The organism is Falsibacillus pallidus, from assembly GCF_003350505.1.
In the GTDB taxonomy this organism is placed as follows: Bacteria; Bacillota; Bacilli; order Bacillales; family DSM-25281; genus Falsibacillus; species Falsibacillus pallidus.
In genome coordinates this window covers 169,324-185,936 of sequence record NZ_QQAY01000004.1, presented here as the reverse complement: position 1 = coordinate 185,936, position 16,613 = coordinate 169,324, and the positions used below count along the sequence as shown (strand labels likewise).

The 16,613-nt window shown below is 41.8% G+C and carries 16 protein-coding genes and 2 other annotated features; of the genes, 2 read left to right on the top strand and 14 right to left on the bottom strand.

Annotated elements, in window-relative coordinates; all coding sequences use genetic code 11:
- The first annotated feature begins 19 nt into the window (after positions 1–19).
- Entirely contained in the window at positions 20–634 is a 615-nt protein-coding gene (locus DFR59_RS09885) for an SAM-dependent methyltransferase (RefSeq protein ID WP_245948439.1), read from the top strand.
- A 30-nt stretch (positions 635–664) separates the two neighbouring features.
- Here the strand turns inward: DFR59_RS09885 and trpA are convergent, their stop codons facing one another.
- The 8 genes from trpA to DFR59_RS09845 all read right to left on the bottom strand — a co-directional run bounded on the left by trpA (position 665) and on the right by DFR59_RS09845 (position 8,443).
- Positions 665–1,438: a tryptophan synthase subunit alpha gene (trpA, locus tag DFR59_RS09880; protein ID WP_114745453.1), complete on the bottom strand. Its 774-nt coding sequence runs from the start codon at positions 1,436–1,438 to the stop codon at positions 665–667.
- The gene (trpB, locus tag DFR59_RS09875) at positions 1,431–2,636 is read right to left on the bottom strand and encodes a tryptophan synthase subunit beta (protein ID WP_114745452.1); all 1,206 of its coding nucleotides are present in this window, start codon (positions 2,634–2,636) and stop codon (positions 1,431–1,433) included. The genes trpA and trpB overlap by 8 nt, the downstream gene beginning before the upstream one ends.
- Positions 2,637–3,263, bottom strand: a complete 627-nt coding sequence (locus DFR59_RS09870; RefSeq protein ID WP_114745451.1) for a phosphoribosylanthranilate isomerase — start codon at positions 3,261–3,263, stop codon at positions 2,637–2,639.
- The gene (gene trpC / locus DFR59_RS09865; protein WP_114745450.1) at positions 3,260–4,048 is read right to left on the bottom strand and encodes an indole-3-glycerol phosphate synthase TrpC; all 789 of its coding nucleotides are present in this window, start codon (positions 4,046–4,048) and stop codon (positions 3,260–3,262) included. The genes DFR59_RS09870 and trpC overlap by 4 nt, the downstream gene beginning before the upstream one ends.
- Position 4,049: 1 nt before the next feature.
- Positions 4,050–5,075, bottom strand: coding sequence for an anthranilate phosphoribosyltransferase (gene trpD, locus DFR59_RS09860; RefSeq protein WP_114745449.1), 1,026 nt, complete (start codon positions 5,073–5,075; stop codon positions 4,050–4,052).
- Positions 5,047–5,661, bottom strand: a complete 615-nt coding sequence (locus DFR59_RS09855; RefSeq protein ID WP_114745448.1) for an anthranilate synthase component II — start codon at positions 5,659–5,661, stop codon at positions 5,047–5,049. The genes trpD and DFR59_RS09855 overlap by 29 nt, the downstream gene beginning before the upstream one ends.
- Positions 5,658–7,058, bottom strand: a complete 1,401-nt coding sequence (gene trpE / locus DFR59_RS09850; RefSeq protein WP_114745447.1) for an anthranilate synthase component I — start codon at positions 7,056–7,058, stop codon at positions 5,658–5,660. The genes DFR59_RS09855 and trpE overlap by 4 nt, the downstream gene beginning before the upstream one ends.
- A 62-nt stretch (positions 7,059–7,120) precedes the next feature.
- Positions 7,121–7,391 (bottom strand) — a binding site (T-box leader).
- Positions 7,392–7,446: 55 nt separating this feature from the next.
- Positions 7,447–7,699 (bottom strand) — a binding site (T-box leader).
- 96 nt (positions 7,700–7,795) lie between these two features.
- Positions 7,796–8,443 (bottom strand): MOSC domain-containing protein, encoded by a 648-nt coding sequence (locus DFR59_RS09845; protein WP_114745446.1) that lies wholly within the window; start codon positions 8,441–8,443, stop codon positions 7,796–7,798.
- Positions 8,444–8,514: 71 nt separating this feature from the next.
- Here DFR59_RS09845 and DFR59_RS09840 point away from each other — a divergent pair, with 71 nt between their 5' ends.
- A complete protein-coding gene (locus tag DFR59_RS09840) occupies positions 8,515–9,795 on the top strand; it encodes an MFS transporter (RefSeq protein WP_114745445.1) in 1,281 nt (426 codons plus the stop codon).
- Positions 9,796–9,848: 53 nt separating this feature from the next.
- Here the strand turns inward: DFR59_RS09840 and DFR59_RS09835 are convergent, their stop codons facing one another.
- The 6 genes from DFR59_RS09835 to DFR59_RS09810 all read right to left on the bottom strand — a co-directional run bounded on the left by DFR59_RS09835 (position 9,849) and on the right by DFR59_RS09810 (position 16,159).
- Positions 9,849–10,691, bottom strand: coding sequence for a GNAT family N-acetyltransferase (locus DFR59_RS09835; RefSeq protein ID WP_114745444.1), 843 nt, complete (start codon positions 10,689–10,691; stop codon positions 9,849–9,851).
- 93 nt (positions 10,692–10,784) lie between these two features.
- The gene (gene panF / locus DFR59_RS09830) at positions 10,785–12,224 is read right to left on the bottom strand and encodes a sodium/pantothenate symporter (RefSeq protein ID WP_114745443.1); all 1,440 of its coding nucleotides are present in this window, start codon (positions 12,222–12,224) and stop codon (positions 10,785–10,787) included.
- Entirely contained in the window at positions 12,221–12,502 is a 282-nt protein-coding gene (locus DFR59_RS09825) for a YhdT family protein (protein WP_114745555.1), read from the bottom strand. The genes panF and DFR59_RS09825 overlap by 4 nt, the downstream gene beginning before the upstream one ends.
- A 107-nt stretch (positions 12,503–12,609) precedes the next feature.
- A complete protein-coding gene (locus DFR59_RS09820) occupies positions 12,610–14,490 on the bottom strand; it encodes a PTS fructose transporter subunit IIABC (RefSeq protein WP_114745442.1) in 1,881 nt (626 codons plus the stop codon).
- Positions 14,491–14,495: 5 nt separating this feature from the next.
- Complete coding sequence (gene pfkB / locus DFR59_RS09815) at positions 14,496–15,416, bottom strand: 1-phosphofructokinase (protein ID WP_114745441.1); 921 nt, start codon at positions 15,414–15,416, stop codon at positions 14,496–14,498.
- On the bottom strand, positions 15,413–16,159 hold the full coding sequence (locus DFR59_RS09810) for a DeoR/GlpR family DNA-binding transcription regulator (RefSeq protein ID WP_114745440.1): 747 nt from the start codon (positions 16,157–16,159) through the stop codon (positions 15,413–15,415). The genes pfkB and DFR59_RS09810 overlap by 4 nt, the downstream gene beginning before the upstream one ends.
- Positions 16,160–16,613 lie beyond the last annotated feature (454 nt).

The window sequence follows — 16,613 nt, the reverse complement described above, 5'->3', positions numbered from 1 at the left end:
CCTGGAGGAGGTGGCACCATTGTCGATTATTTTTAACGAGCAATTCGAAAAACCAAAAGGGTGGATGGGAAAATTAGCTGGTAAAATAATGGCATGGGACAATCGGAAAATCAATCGTTGGACCATTGACCAGCTGGACATACAAAATGGTGATCTGATCCTGGAGATTGGTTATGGTCCAGGCTATTGCATATACTCCATATGCAAGGAAAAAATGAATGTAAACGTACATGGCATAGATATCTCCAACACAATGTTTGAGACTGCTTCAAAAAAGAACGAACGCTTCATAGAAGAAGGAAAAGTCTGTTTATATGTAAAAGACATCTCTCAATATCACCCTCCGCATAAGTACGATAAAATCTTTTCTGTTAATAATTATCCGCTATGGGAAAAAAGGAAAAAATCACTCGGTGCGATGTATGAAATGCTTAACGTCGGTGGAAAAGCAGCCATTACCGTTCAACCGAGGGAAGAAGATGCAGACGCAGAAAAAACCCACCGGCTTGCAAAAGTCATATCAGACGAACTTCAATCTGCAGGATTCACCCATATCAGAGTTTCATTTAAAAAAGTTAGACCCGTTCTCACTGTTTGCGTTACCGCTATGAAAACGGAAGAAAAAAAGGAGTGATCCTGCTGATCTCAACAGGACCACTCCTTTTCATTTAACTGCAGTCACTAAATTTTGGATTGCCTTTTCATCTTTATTTTGAATCAGCTCTATGATCTTGCTTCCTACAATGACACCATCACAATAGCCCGCCATGGCTTTGACCTGTTCCGGTGAAGAGATTCCGAACCCCGCCAGCACAGGAACTGGACTGACTTTTTTTATTCTTTCTAAATAATCACCGACTTCATTTCCAAATCCATTCCTTGTACCAGTAATCCCCTTAACTGTCACAGCATAAAGAAAGCCTTCCGATAGACTTGCTATCTTTTTAATTCGCTCTAAAGTGCTTGTGAGAGTTGCTAATTGGATCAAGGCGATTTCAGATTTCTTTAACGCATCAGCTAATATATCCATTTCTTCAACCGGGACGTCAGGTACAATTACTCCTGAAACACCAGAATTTCTGCATTCTTTAGCGAATTCTTCTACACCAAAGATAAAGATGGGATTGATATAGGTCATTAAAATAATCGGGACATCCAGCCTTTCTTTAAATGTAAATAGACATTTCAGCACTCCACTTAGACTGGTATCTGCTGATAAGGCCCTTTTGCCTGCTTCTTGAATGGTCGGGCCGTCCGCTACAGGATCAGAAAAAGGGATGCCCAATTCGATTGCCGTTGCACCAGCTTCCTGAAGGAATAGGATTTGATCCTCCAGCTTTTCTAATCCTCCGTCCCCCGCCATGATATAAGGAACGAATGCTTTTTCCCCTTTGTTAAGCGTGCTGTGAATCGCCTGCTCTAATTTCGCTTTACTCATTCTCATTCCCTCCAAGCACTTCTTTTACTGTTTCGACATCTTTATCGCCGCGTCCGGACAAGCAAATGACCATCGTCTCATTTTCGGCCATTTCGGATGAAAGTTTAATAGCATAAGCAATCGCATGCGAACTTTCCAATGCTGGTATTATCCCCTCTGTTTTGGCAAGAAGTTGAAAAGCTTCGAGTGCCTCTTCATCTGTTACTGAGGTGTAAAGCACCCTGTTTTCTTCCTTTAGAAAACTGTGCTCCGGCCCCACACCCGGATAATCCAGGCCGGCAGAAATGGAATGTGCTTCTTGAATCTGCCCATTTTCATCCTGAAGGAGATACATCATGGATCCATGGAGAATTCCCACTTTTCCTTTTGTCAATGAAGCGGCGTGCTTCTCAGTATGGAGGCCGGAGCCGGCAGCCTCCACTCCATACATCCTTACACCTTCATCTTCCACAAATGGATAGAACATCCCCATTGCATTGCTGCCGCCGCCAATGCAGGCCACCAAGGCATCAGGCAGCCTCCCTTCCTGCTCGATGATTTGTCTTTTTGTCTCAGAGCCTATGACACTCTGAAAATCACGTACCATCTGTGGAAATGGATGAGGGCCTAATACCGATCCCATGATATAATGCGTATCATCGACATTGGAAACCCAATAGCGAAGTGCTTCATTAACGGCATCCTTCAATGTGGCGCTGCCTTGGCTGACCCCCCTGACTTCCGCACCGAGAAGTTCCATCCTGAACACATTCAATTTTTGTCTCCTGATATCTTCGTCTCCCATATAAATGACACATTCCAGTCCGAGCAAGGCACATACTGTTGCAGTGGCCACCCCATGCTGCCCGGCACCTGTTTCCGCCACAACTTTTTTCTTGCCCATCCTGACTGCAAGCAGCGCCTGGCCGATTGTATTATTGATTTTGTGCGCCCCCGTATGATTTAAATCTTCCCTTTTCAAATAAATCTTTGGACCGCCAAGTTTTTTCGATAGATTTTCTGCATAATAGAGCGGTGTCTCGCGTCCGACATATTGTTTAAAATAATAATCTACTTGTTCCTTGAATTCAGGATCTACTGAAGCATTGTTATAAGCTTCCTCTAATTCAATTACAGCCTGCATCAGCGTTTCAGGAATATATCTCCCTCCAAATTTCCCATAATGTCCTCTTTCATTCGGCTGATTATATAATTTCATTTAATTCCCCTCCAATTGATTGAATGCTTCCTTTGCCATCTGCGTAAATTTTTGCATTTTTATCGGATCTTTTTCCCCGTCAGTTTCCACGCCGCTTGAAACATCGATCATTTCCGGCTTTACGATATTAATTGCTTCTACTACATTTTCTATTGTAAGTCCCCCGGCTAAAATGATTTTCCTTTCAGATTTACTGAGATCCTTAAGTAATGACCAATCAAAAGATGTCCCATTGCCGCCCCTGTATTTTCCTGCAGGACTATCAAGCAAATAATAATCCACTTGATAAGATGACAATCGATTGAGATCCTCTTTCTTCCTTATTGAAAAAGATTTAACGACTGGAATTTTAACTCTGCTGCAAAATTCAGGTGTTTCGTCACCGTGCAGCTGCACAAAATCCAGATTGGCTTCATTTATGCAGCGGTTGATCACTTCCAATTCCTCGTTGACGAATACCCCGATTTTCTTAACGTGCTGCGGCACTTTCCTTGATATTTCACGGGCTGCCTCAATTGATATACGCCGCTTGCTTTCAGCAAAAACAAAGCCGATTGCGTCTGCTCCAGAACGCACTGCTTCAAGTCCAGCTTCTACTGTTTTAATACCGCAGACCTTTACTTTCACCTTGCATCAACTCCATCAAATGACACTTTTAAATTTTTCATCGAAAGAGCGATGTCTCCTGATCTCATTAATGTTTCGCCGACTAATATCCCCTTCGCACCCGCCTTTTCTGCGCGGATAGAATCTAGTGATGATTTCATGCCGCTTTCACTGATTATCAATATGTCTTTTCCTCTGATTTCTCCTGCCAGTTCTTCGGTTGCAGCAAGATCCACGATAAAAGTTTTCAAGTCGCGATTATTGATGCCGATAATGTTCGCCCCTAATCTCATAGCTGTTTGCAACTCCTCGGCGTTGTGTACTTCAACCAACACTTCCAAGCCTTGATCTAAAGCTTCACTGTACAGTTCCCTCAACTGATGTTCCTCTAATGCAGCGACAATCAGCAGAATAACATCTGCTCCGCTTGCTTTCGCAATATGAATCTGGATTGGATCAATGATGAAATCCTTGCAAAGGATCGGAAGGGATACATGCTCTCTTACCCTTCGCAGATCCTCCATGCTTCCCGAGAAGAAAGGTGCATCCGTCAATACCGAAATGGCATCAGCCCCTGCTTCCTCATACTGGACTGCTTGCATGACAGGATCCATTTCGCTGTTGATTTCTCCTTTAGAAGGTGAAGCTCGTTTGATTTCAGCTATAACATTCATCTTTGTGGAAGACATAAAAGAATCGTACATTGATTTGACTGGTTTTCTGTCCAGGATTTCAGGAAATTTTTCAGTTTTAAGCCTCACCACTTCTTTTCTTTTCTCGGTAATGATTTTTTCAAGAATAGTCATTTCAAATCACCTTCCTGTCACTTTTAGCGCTATAGTCAATCAAATACTCCAGTTTAGAAAGGGCAGCTCCGCTATCTATGCTTTCAGTAGCCAAATGAATCCCTTCCTGGATTGTGCCGGCTTTTCCGTTGGCAAAAATTCCGATGCCTGCATTGAGAAGTACTGTATCCCTATAGGCCCCATTTCTTCCTTTTAGCACGTCCAATAAAATCTTTGCATTATCAGACGCGTCGCCCCCAATGATATCAGTATTGTCATACATCGGGAGCCCGGTTTCTTCCGGTTGCAAGGTGAACGGGATCAGCTCACCTTCGTCAAGGAGCACCATATGATTTTCTCCAGCAAGTGACGCTTCATCCATAAATCCGGATCCATTCACGGTAATGCCCCTCCTTCTCCCCAATTGATGGAGAGCCATAGCCATCTTCTCAAGCATGTCTCTTCTATAAGTGCCGACCAGCTGTGTATCCAGGTTCACCGGATTCGTCAATGGACCAATCAGATTAAATATAGTGGGGATCTTTAAATCATTTCGCACTTTCATGATCCGTTTCAAACTGGGATGGATTTTAGGAGCGAAAAGAAATGCAATTTCATTTTCCATCAGGATTTCTTCCATTTGAGCTGAGTGCAATTCAAGCGAAACCCCTAAATGCTCAAGCACATCAGCACTTCCTGTTCTGCTGGAAACACTTCTATTCCCATGTTTCGCAACTGGAATCCCTGCTCCTGCAATGACAAAAGCTGCCGTCGTACTGATATTGAAACTATGGGAACCATCTCCGCCTGTCCCGCAGTTGTCCATGACTCCAACTGGAGCATGTTGAATCTTCATTGCTCTGTTCCTTAAAACAGATGCCAGTCCGGTCATTTCTTCTGTGGTTTCTCCTTTTGCCTTTATTCCCATCAGAAATGCAGCAATTTCAGCTTCTGTAATATTTGGAGAAAATAAATATTCTGCAGCCTCCATCATCTCCTCCAACGTCAGGGACTCAGCCTCAGCCAATTTTTGCAGATATTTCTTCATTTCTCCCGACCATCCTTTCCACAAGTTCAATAAAATTCTTGATCAATTTCTTCCCTGTTTTTGTCCCGATTGATTCAGGGTGGAACTGTACGCCGAAAATCGGATACAACACATGTTGAACTGCCATGATTTCTGAGTCATCCATTGCACTCGCTGCCACTGTCAGGCACTTAGGGATGCTATTCTTTGCAAGAACAAGCGAGTGGTACCTCATGACTTCAATAGGCTGCGGGAGATATTCAAAAATCCCCAATCCTGTGTGTTTAATCAAAGAAGTCTTTCCATGCTTTGGCTCTGCTGCAATGCTGACTTCTGCACCGAAAGCTTCTCCGATAGCTTGATGCCCCAGACAGATCCCTAATATCGGAATCTCACGGTAGAATTCCTTTATCAATTCCAGACAAATCCCTGCCTGCACCGGACGGCCCGGTCCAGGCGACAAAACAATTGCTTCAGGCTCAAGATTCCTTATTTCACTTAAAGTCACTTCATCATTTCTCTTTACAATCACTTCTTTATTAAATTCAGCTATATATTGAAACAAGTTATAAGTAAATGAATCATAATTATCTATCAGTAAAATCATTTTGAAACCTCCAGAAGTGCTTTCGCTTTATTCAGCGTTTCCTGATATTCAAGTTTAGGAATTGAATCATGCACAACCCCTGCACCAGCCTGAACATATGCTTTGTGATCTTTTATGACCATCGTTCGAATGGCCAGGGCAAAATCCATATTCCCATTGCCATTGATATAGCCGATGGCTCCGGAGTATACTCCCCGCTTGTTTTTTTCAAGTTCATTGATGATTTGCATAGCACGTATTTTAGGTGCCCCTGATACAGTTCCAGCAGGAAGGCAAGAAATCAAAGCATCGATGCCGGTCAAATCATCATTGAGAATTCCTGTGGCTTCAGACACGATGTGCATCACATATTTGTAGCGTTCAATCGCCATAAACTTTGGAATAGTGATGCTCCCGACTTCACAGACCCTTCCAATATCATTCCTGCCAAGATCCACGAGCATTTTGTGCTCAGCAAGTTCCTTTTCATCGTTCAGCAATTCTTTCTCGAAAAATAAATCCTCTTCTTGCGTTTTCCCCCTTCTTCTCGTACCTGCGATAGGGTTTGTAGTCAAGATTCTTCCATTAAGCTTTATGAAACTCTCCGGGGAAGAACCGATCACCACGTAGTCATCAAAATCCAGGTAAAACATATATGGGGATGGATTGGTCTTTCTCAATTTCCTATATAAATCAAACGGACTGCCTGTAAAATCTGCTTGGAGCCTTTGTGAGAGAACAACTTGAAACACATCTCCATTTTTGATGTATTCTTTTGCTTCTTTCACCATATTTTCAAATTCTGCTTGTGAAATTTCCTTTTTGAACTCCATCGCTTTACCAACAGGCTCATTTGGCCTTAAATCCGTTTCAATCATATTTTTTATCTCAATAGCGTCCTTTTCGAGTTCTTCACCAGTGCGGTTCCTTGACAGTGTCGTGCAAATGATATGCACCTCTTGGCTTATGTGGTCAAATACAATAACATCTTGATAAACCATAAAGTGAAGATCCGGCATTCCAAGTTGATTTGCTTTTTCACTGCCGATAAACTCATGCTGCCGGATAACGTCATACCCAATGTATCCGATGGCTCCTGCTGAAAACGGATATTCTCCTGAAACGTCAGTGGACGGCAAAAACTCTTCAAGGACTCTCAATGCCTGACCGCTTTTTTCGAGCTTGGTTCCCTTCAAATGATCGACCAATTTTACTTGTTCACCGAATGCTTTCACTTCCCTTACTGGATTGAAAGCGATAAATGAATATCTCCCTGTTTCTAAATGTTTCAAGGAACTTTCCAGCAGACACTTTTTCCTGCCTTTCACCCGATGAAAAATGGAAATCGGAGTCAAAGAGTCTCCTTCCATTTTTATTACTTTACATCTCTGCTCTACTTTCTCTTCTGTTGTTCTCATGAACCTCGCCTCACTATTCTCAAAATAAAAAAGTCCCCTAGATGCACAAATGTATTGTGCTTCTAGAGGACGATATTACCGTGGTGCCACCTCGATTGGTTTAGGACATAAGGAAAAATGCCTCAAAACCCACTCTTCAAATACGGGAGCCTCCTCATCACTGTTGAGGTCCGATATTCTATCCTTTTAACGGTGGAAATCCGTGCACCCCTACTCTCATTCAAGATGCCGCTCGCAAGCCCATTCAACAAAACCTATCGTACCGGGTTCTCACCATTCCCGGTTCTCTGTAGCGAATCAGTCAAGTCTACTCCCCTTGCTCATCGTTTTATCCTATTCAATTCCCTAATGTCTTTTCAAAAAAAAATACAAAAAGGCCCCTCTCCATAAAAAGGACGAGGGACCGTGGTGCCACCTTTATTAGCTAAAAAAGCCATCTCAATCGCATCCTGCATGGACATTGCCTGCTTTAATGCGCGCCTCTTGTAACGATGAGGATCATTCGCCAAAGCCTACTGATCAAAAGACGTTCGGTCTGGAAGCTCGGAAGGCCATTCATCCTTACGCCCACACTGGTTTGCACCGGCCACCAGCTCTCTAAAGTGTTTGCAGGGACTACTCTTCTTCGTCTTCGCTCAAATCATTTAATTGTTTATTATGTTAGTACGAACCACTCACACTTGTCAAGAAAAAATATTAATCGCATTTTATGCTGCAGCAAGAGTTGGGGTGAATCTTCAGGAATGGAGGGCATCCAATTTTTTATTCAATTGGATTTTCCACGCCTCAGCAAGCTCATTTACTTTTAGGATATTATTGATTCTATCCTCATTCCTAAAATCGTGGAAAAGCGTTTGATTGGCCTCTAGAACACTGATTTCTAACGGATGGCGATCAATCAAAATGATTTCGGAATCTTGACGGATCATTCCTTCCTTTAATACTTTTCCAAAGTATCCTGTATAGCCCGTTTCAAAAACTCGTTTCAAAAATCGATCCTCATGATTATGCTTGGAAATCGTGGAGCATGGAATTCTTCCTTGAGAGATCTGTATGACTGCTTCTCCGATTTGATAAATATCCCCAATGAAGACTTCTGCTTCCCTCATTCCATCAACTGTTAAATTTTCTCCGAAAGCAGGTATTTTCAATTGGGACTTAAACTCTGCTTCCCACATAGCGTAATGTTCAAATGGGTAAAAACAGACCGCTCTTTCTTCTCCACCATGGAACTCTGGATTTGCCACACCGTCGCCATTGAAGCAGTCTTTTGCTAAAAAGGCCTCTGGAACTGTATCTTTCGAAATCCCTGACACATAGTTTTTGGATTGATACGTTAGGTTTTTAGGTTTCCCCACACTTAATTGGATAATTTTCATCTTCATTCCCCTTAAATAAATATTTGCTCAATAGAGAATTATAATAACAGCGACTATCAGGAAAGGAATCATTGATTATGGATCATACAGAAACATTCCCTTCTGCTTCAGGATGTTCTCCAGCCGATAAAAAGATCAAAAATAAAGGGCTGCAAAATCAACGATGGGCCATCATATCATTGGCTTCAATCCCACTAATCATGACACTTGGCAATTCCATGCTGATCCCAGTCTTGCCGGTTATGGAAAAAACCATGGGTATCAGTTCACTTCAATCCAGTTTAATCATTACGGTTTATTCACTGGTTGCCATATTTCTCATTCCAATCGCAGGATATCTTTCAGATCGCTATGGAAGAAAAATTGTCATTATCCCCAGTTTGATTATTGCAGGTCTCGGCGGGCTTTTATCCGGATGGGCTGCCTGGTCATGGGCAGACCCTTATAAATTCATACTGGCAGGCAGGGTTCTGCAAGGGATAGGGGCAGCAGGAGCAGCTCCGATTGTGCTTCCACTGGTTGGTGATATGTTCAGCAATGATTCTGAAGTTAGCTCTACATTGGGGATAATTGAAACCGCCAATACTTTCGGAAAAGTGTTAAGTCCCATTTTAGGGGCTTTTCTTGCGAGCTTCGTATGGTACCTCCCATTTTTTTCTTTTCCAGTTTTTTGTTTGATTTCAACTTTACTAGTTTTATTCCTTGTGAAAAAGCCTAAAAATCAGAATGAAGCTTGTTCTTTTAACGTTTTTCTACAAAACACAAAAGAAATCTTCAGTAAACATGGGAAATGGCTTTTTGCTGTTTTTCTGATTGGGATCATCCTCATGTTCATTCTTTTTGGCTTATTATTCTTTCTTTCAAACGAATTAGAGAATAAATATGGATTTGAAGGCATCAAAAAAGGATTTATCCTTGCCATCCCACTTGGATTCCTTTGTGGAGCCTCATTTATTACCGGAAAAATCATCAAAGAAAATATGGTCTTGATGAAATGGATAACTGTATTCAGTATTGTACTGACAGGAATTTCGGTAATATGTATAAATTTTATTGATTCCCTTCTATATCAAACCGTTCTATTTTCATTAAGCGGGATAGGGATAGGCGCCTCCCTTCCATGTCTGGATGCATTAATCACGGAATCAATCGAAAAAAATGAGCGCGGCACCATTACTTCTATATACAGCTCCATGCGTTTTATCGGAGTGGCAGCAGGCCCCCCAATAACTGCGTTAATGATGAAGAACAATGATAGTTGGATATTCGTCCTATTCGCGGTTCTTTGCGGGGGAGCCATCATTATGGCTGCCATGCGAATAAACCCGGATAAAAAAGCTGCAGTCCAGCCAAAATGATGGATTGTGAAAAAGCTCGCCTTCTCTTAATTTTGAGAAGTGAGCTTTTTTAATTAGTCAAACTTGATCATGGATGAGTCAGCAACAGGTTCATACCCGATTTCCATATATATTTTGTTGGAAGTAGGGTTGTCTAGATCTGTATATAAACCACAGAAAGCGTAATCCTTTAGAAGTTTACGGCTCAATTGAGATACGACAGCTGATGCATATCCCTTTTTTCTTTCTTCTCTTGGCGTAAATACAAAGTTTACGACGGCAACATTTTTTGCACATCTGGCCTTCCTTGCCATAGAGACAATTTTATCATTATGTTCCCATAAATAAATGGATTTCTCTTGTATCATCGCAGCTGCACGTGCTTCTGCTTCTTTCTCTGATAGAGGATGTTCGCCTGTATCTTCTATAAAAGACAGCAGCCAATGGGTGATCAACCCAGATTCTCTTTCATCGGCGAGTCTCATATTCCCCTCTGATGGAGAAGTCTTCTTGACTTCCCTTAATTGATAAATTCTTTGTCTCATGAGCATTTCCCGGCTTTGACCTGTCGTACTGGTCCACTCCTCAGCAAAAAAATCTGCTGTTTCTTTCTCAGCCACAATGCCAGGTATTTTAATTGCTGCTGCCTGGAGATTTTTAACTGCCTGACGAATGGATCCTTTCCAGTCCTTATTTTTGTCAACGCTGATAATTAAATTATGCGGCGGTGTCATCAAAAAAAAGGCATTTAGATCCTGTCCATCTTCTATGGCTGCAATCAATACATCATTTCGTTCCGATCTCTCCAGCTGATACATTAGTCCAAGCGGAAGATTGTTTTTAGCTTCTTCCTTCATCAGCAATGCTTCAGCCCGTTCTTTGATTTCAGAAATTGTGTTATATACATTCCATTCCATGATAAGCAACCTCCAACATTGATGAGGATATAATTAGATGCATCATGGGCATAATCCTTTTTTTTTGGAGGATGTTTTTAATCAGATTAACATTTATATGGCCATATTCTCATTTTTCTTTTGAGAAGTGATAGAAATCACACAAAAGAGGACCAAAGAGATAAGAATTGGAAAAACCACTGTATTCATCCCCAGAAAATTAGGAGCAAACTTATCAAACAGCATATAGGATGCCATTCCTCCAATCATGGAAGACAACGCACCATATTTGTTTCCCCGCTTCCAGTAGAGGCCTAAAACGATTGGCCATATGAATACCGATTCCAACCCTCCGAATGCATAAAGATTCAGCCAGATCAATAAATCAGGCGGGTGGATTGCCAGCAGGAAAACTGCAATCCCTACAATAGCGGTGATAAGAAAACTTGTCCTTTTTACATTTTTTTCAGAAGCTTCAGGATTGATATAGTTAATATAAATGTCTTTTACAACTGCAGATGATACAAGAATCAGCAGCGAATCAACTGTAGACATGATTGCTGCCATGGGGGCTGCCAGAACAACTCCGGCAAGCCATCCCGGCAAAACCTTCAAAGCCAGTGCAGGCATGACTTTATCGCCAATTTCAATCCCTGGGACAACTGCTCTGGCCAGTACACCGATCAGATGCATACCGAGCATGATCATTCCGACCACAACGGTACCTATTATTATAGCCCGGTGCATGGCATTTGCATTTTTGTATGACATTGCCCTCACCGATACTTGAGGAAGGCCCACAACCCCTACCCCGACTAAAATCCAAAATGAGGATATGTACAAAGGTGTCAGACTGCGATCATTACCGTATGGGGATAGAAGATCGGGATTTTCCTGACGCAGGGTATCCATGATATTTTCCATCCCGCCACCGGCAATGATCGTTGCAATCAAGAGTATGATGGTCCCAAGGAGCATGACTACACCTTGTATACTGTCTGTAATGGCTACAGCACGAAAACCTCCGATAAGGACATAAATCAAAACGGAAGCAGCAAAAATGGCTAGGGCCGTCATATAATTGATCCCTGTTACAGATTCGATCAGTCTTGCACCACCGACCCATTGAGCTGCCATGGATGAAAATAAAAAGATAATGATGCTGACCGCCGCGATAATGCTCACCCATTTGCTTTGATAACGTTCCTTTAAGAAATCAATTAAGGTAATGGCATTGTATCTCCTTGCCATGATGGCGAACTTTTTCCCTAATACCATCAGCACAAAATATCCTGTCACAACTTGAGACATAGCAAGGAGGACCCAGGCAAGACCAACATTATAAGCGGCACCCGGCCCTCCAATAAAGCTTCCTGCACTGCCATAAGTGGCAATCATCGTCATGGCAAGAATGAAGCCGCCCAGTTCCCTGCTCCCAAGAAAATACTCCTGTAGAAAAGACGCCTTCGTATTAACAAATTTTGAAGCATAAGCACCTGCAATAAAAACAAGAATTAAGAAAATGAGCAAGGGGATTACAACTTCCCAATTCATCTTTCGTTCCCCTCCTCTTCAAATGGAACTTCTTTAAAGAGGAATTTGACGGATAAAATAACTAAAATCGTAATAAAGACAAATCCAACAATGCAGCTATAGAAAAACCATGACGGCAATCCCCATATGTATTTATATCCGCTTACCGGACCATTGCCCATTCCATAGGCAAAACCATACCACCATAAAAAATGGATCACTGCCAATAGCAAGCCGATTTTCAACTCCCGATCAGCTACTTTAAATCGCCAATCTCGTTTTTCTTTTTCTTTCAAAATACTCCCTCCTATGGCCTCTGCATATCTTTTAAAAATGCAGTTATATAAATACTGTAAATAAAAAGGAGCACACTTAAGCGCTCCTTTCAATATTATACATATTTATTTTAATTTTTTGCAGGCTTTTTAAGCAATCCTGCTATCAATGCTGTAACGAAAGAACCGATAAGGATAGCAGCCAAATATAAGAATGGATTTCCTTCGACTACCGGGAAGACAAAAATTCCTCCATGAGGAGCCGGCAATCCGATTCCAAATGCCATGGCCAATGCCCCTGCAACCGCAGAACCAATGACAGACGCCGGAATTACCCGCAGTGGATCCGCTGCCGCAAAAGGAATGGCACCCTCAGTTATAAAGGATATCCCCATGAAGTAGCATGCGAATCCTGCCTTGCGTTCAGCATCGTTGAACTTTTTCCTGAAAATAGTCGTTGCGATGGCCATGCCAAGCGGGGGAACCATTCCTCCAGCCATGACAGCCGCATGTGGAGCATAGTTGCCTGCTGAAATCATCGCCAGGCCAAAAGTAAAGGCAGCTTTATTGATCGGACCACCCATATCAACAGCCATCATACCGCCCAGTATCAATCCAAGTATAACCAGATTTCCTGTTCCAAGTCCGCCAAGCCAGTCCTGGATCCCAGTGTTGATTGCACTTAGAGGAGATACTAGATAGAACATGATAATACCTGTTAAAAAGATTCCAAGAAGAGGGAAAATCAAGACAGGTTTAAGCCCTTCAAGCACTTGAGGCAGATTTCGGAAGAGACGCTTTATGCCTACTACAATGTATCCGGCTAAAAATCCTGCAATCAAGCCTCCGAGAAATCCCGCGTGGCCATTTGCCGCCATTAATCCGCCGACCATACCAGGTGCAAACCCAGGACGGTCTGCAATACTCATCGCAATAAATCCTGAGAGTACCGGCACAATCAGGAAGAAAGCGTTGGCTCCACCGATTGTGTTCAGAATTTCTGCAAATCGATTATATTCATCACTCTTAGGATCTGCAGAATGAATACCGAACATAAAGGAGATGGCAATCAATATTCCTCCTCCAACAACAAAAGGCAGCATATTGGAAACACCATTCATCAGATGTTTATAAAATCCGTTTCTACTTTCTTTTTCTCCAGATTCTTTATCCGCATTCTGCTCACTGCCTCCTGCATATTGAGGGGCATCACCATTAACTGCTTTTTCTAATAGTTCCTTCGGCCGTTTTATCCCGTCTGCAACAGGCACTTGAATAACCGGTTTACCTTTAAAACGCTCCATTTCCACCTTGGTATCTGCTGCAACGATGATTCCGGGTGCGGCAGCAATTTCCTCTTTGGTCAAGATGTTTTTTGCCCCTCCTGATCCGTTTGTTTCAACTTTCACTTCAATTCCAAGCTCTTTTGCTTTAGCTTTTAATGCATCAGCTGCCATATAGGTATGCGCAATACCAGTCGGACAGGCGGTTACGGCCAAAACCTTCCCTCTTGAATCTGTTTGTAATGAATCCTGTATAATGTCTTCCTCTTCTTCTACCGAATCAAAACGGTCGATGATTTCAATCACTTCATCTTTCGAAGACGCATTCACCAAAGAATTTCTCGCTTCAGAATTCATCAATATCGTAGAAAGCCTGCTCAAGGCTTCAAGATGTGTTTGATTAGCCCCTTCAGTTGCAGCAATCATGAAGAATAAGTGTGCTGGCTGTCCGTCAAATGAATCGTAGTCTATTCCATCAGCAGATTTCCCAAAGGCAATTGCAGGGGATTTAACCGCAGATGTCTTGGCATGTGGAATTGCCACACTATCGCCAATCCCTGTTGTACTTTGTTCTTCCCTTTTTAAAATAGCTTGTTTATACATTGCTGCATCATTCAACTTTCCATCATCCTCAAGAATGGAAACTAATTCCCCAATCACTTCATCTTTTGACGCAGACTGTAAATCAAGCATCATTGTATCTTTTGTCATTAACTCTGTAATCTTCATTGGTGTCACTCCTCTATTAGCTCTTTGATCTCTATTTGGTCCAATAGGCTTTTGATATCTTGTTCATCTGCAAGTCCCATGGAAAAGGCTGTAGCTGTTCCGGCAGCTGCGCCCCATCTAAACGCTTCCTCAATCGGAAGGTTTTTAGAAACAGCACTTAGAAAACCGGCTACCATTGAATCCCCTGCTCCTACAGAGCTGATGAGGGTTCCTTTAGGGCTATTGGCATAAAAGACCCTATCTTCATGAAACAAAAGCGCACCCTTTTCAGCCATAGAAACAATCAAGTATGAAACACCTTCGGAAAGAAGCTTCTTTCCATAGTGAACGGCATCTTCAACACTTTCAATCTTCACTCCATAAAAATCACCTAATTCATGGTGATTTGGCTTAAGAAGAAATGGATGGTACTCGAGAACAGGCTGAAGCAATTTCTTTTCAGCATCAATGACCAGCTTCACACCTTTTTCAGAAGCAATCTGCGACATTTGCCGATAAAAATCGTTTGGCATAGAACTTGGGACGCTTCCTGCAAAAACCAAAATATCAGAAGATGTCATTTCGTTGATCATTGACAAAAGCCCCTCTGTATCTTCCCTTTCAATTACAGGTCCATTTGCATTCAGTTCCGTTTCTGTATCCGTTAAAACCTTGACATTGATTCGGGATGTGCCATTTACATTTGCAAATTTCGTCTTTACCCCTTCTTTTCTCAAAAACTCTTTAATGAATTCTCCTGTAAATCCTCCCGTAAATCCTAATGCCGTACTTTCCGTATCAAGTCTTCGCAGAATTCTTGAGACATTGATACCCTTGCCTCCAGGGAAGTAGTTTTCTGTACGGGATCGGTTCAGACTGCCTTCAAGCAGCTGATCCATTTCCATCAGATAGTCAACTGAAGGGTTTAAGGTAACGGTGTAAATCATGGTGACACAACCTTTACTGTAGTGTATTTAGTGTAATGCTGGTCTTCCAGCTTCTCATCAGTAATGATCACAGCATTCTTTAAGTCTTCTATTTTAGAAAACGATATTTCTCCAAATTTGGTATGATCGACAAGCATATATGATTCCCTAGCCATATCCATTGCTTTTTTCTTAACCTCTGCTTCTTCGGGGTCCGGCGTGGTGTACCCATATTCACCATGGACACCATTCGCTCCCATAAAAGCTTTATCAAACCGATAATCCGATAAAGAGTTCACTGCCCCCCTGCCGATGATGGCATTGGTTTTAGACTTAATAAAACCACCCAGCAGATAAGTTTTAAAGCCTGCTTCCAACAGCTGTTGGCCATGGGCTAATCCGTTAGTGACTACGACAATATCCGTTTTAGGCAGAAAAGGAATCATAGAGAGTGTGGTAGTGCCTGCATCTAAATAAATGCTGTCCCCTTCTTCTATGAGACTTGCAGCGAATTTCGCAATCCTCTCCTTTTGATGAAGGTTTTTGGATGATTTCTCCGAAACGCTCAATTCATTGAGCTTTCCTTGTAATCTTCCAGCTCCGCCATGAACTCTTTTTAAATATTTCTTTTCCTCTAGTTGAGTTAAATCCCTTCTTATCGTGGATTCTGAAGCATTGGTCATTTGCATGATTTCTTGAACCTTGACAATATCCTTTTCTTTAAGGAGTTGAAGGATCAATTTTTGTCTTTCTTCCGTGAGCATGCTGCCATTCTCCTTTGAGTAGCTCTTTTAAGGATATTGTAATGGAATCGCTTGCAATATTCAATCAAAAACAATCATAAACATTCAAAAACAACCAATAACATTCGCGATTCTTCTTCTTAATTGCACATTAAACAAAAAAAGAGACAGCCTAAAAGCAGGCTGCCTCCAAATGCACAAAAGGGATGGTTAAATCATTCCCTAACTAAAAGAGGGGTAAAAAGTGAGATGCATTGTCATTTCAACAATTGCATGACGAGTTATCGAGAATGATTTTCAATAATATTATATTAAACACACTACAAAAAATCAAAAGTAATGATTCCCATTCAAACATGAATATGGTATGATATGCACAACATATAGTGGATTTTATCGATTTTTCAACTATATATAGAATCTACTATAGGTTTCCTCTTTTACCGCTCAATTGGGCGGTTTTTCTATGGTCTAA

Bases quoted from the DNA above. Each gene is read 5' to 3' on its own strand.
- trpA (WP_114745453.1), bottom strand. From the start codon at position 1,438: ATGAGTAAAGCGAAATTAGAGCAGGCGATTCACAGCACGCTTAACAAA.
- trpB (WP_114745452.1), bottom strand. From the start codon at position 2,636: ATGAAATTATATAATCAGCCGAATGAAAGAGGACATTATGGGAAATTT.
- trpC (WP_114745450.1), bottom strand. From the start codon at position 4,048: ATGACTATTCTTGAAAAAATCATTACCGAGAAAAGAAAAGAAGTGGTG.
- trpD (WP_114745449.1), bottom strand. From the start codon at position 5,075: ATGAAGAAATATCTGCAAAAATTGGCTGAGGCTGAGTCCCTGACGTTG.
- DFR59_RS09855 (WP_114745448.1), bottom strand. From the start codon at position 5,661: ATGATTTTACTGATAGATAATTATGATTCATTTACTTATAACTTGTTT.
- trpE (WP_114745447.1), bottom strand. From the start codon at position 7,058: ATGAGAACAACAGAAGAGAAAGTAGAGCAGAGATGTAAAGTAATAAAA.
- DFR59_RS09845 (WP_114745446.1), bottom strand. From the start codon at position 8,443: ATGAAGATGAAAATTATCCAATTAAGTGTGGGGAAACCTAAAAACCTA.
- DFR59_RS09840 (WP_114745445.1), top strand. From the start codon at position 8,515: ATGGATCATACAGAAACATTCCCTTCTGCTTCAGGATGTTCTCCAGCC.
- DFR59_RS09835 (WP_114745444.1), bottom strand. From the start codon at position 10,691: ATGGAATGGAATGTATATAACACAATTTCTGAAATCAAAGAACGGGCT.
- panF (WP_114745443.1), bottom strand. From the start codon at position 12,224: ATGAATTGGGAAGTTGTAATCCCCTTGCTCATTTTCTTAATTCTTGTT.
- DFR59_RS09820 (WP_114745442.1), bottom strand. From the start codon at position 14,490: ATGAAGATTACAGAGTTAATGACAAAAGATACAATGATGCTTGATTTA.
- pfkB (WP_114745441.1), bottom strand. From the start codon at position 15,416: ATGATTTACACCGTTACCTTAAACCCTTCAGTTGACTATCTGATGGAA.
- DFR59_RS09810 (WP_114745440.1), bottom strand. From the start codon at position 16,159: ATGCTCACGGAAGAAAGACAAAAATTGATCCTTCAACTCCTTAAAGAA.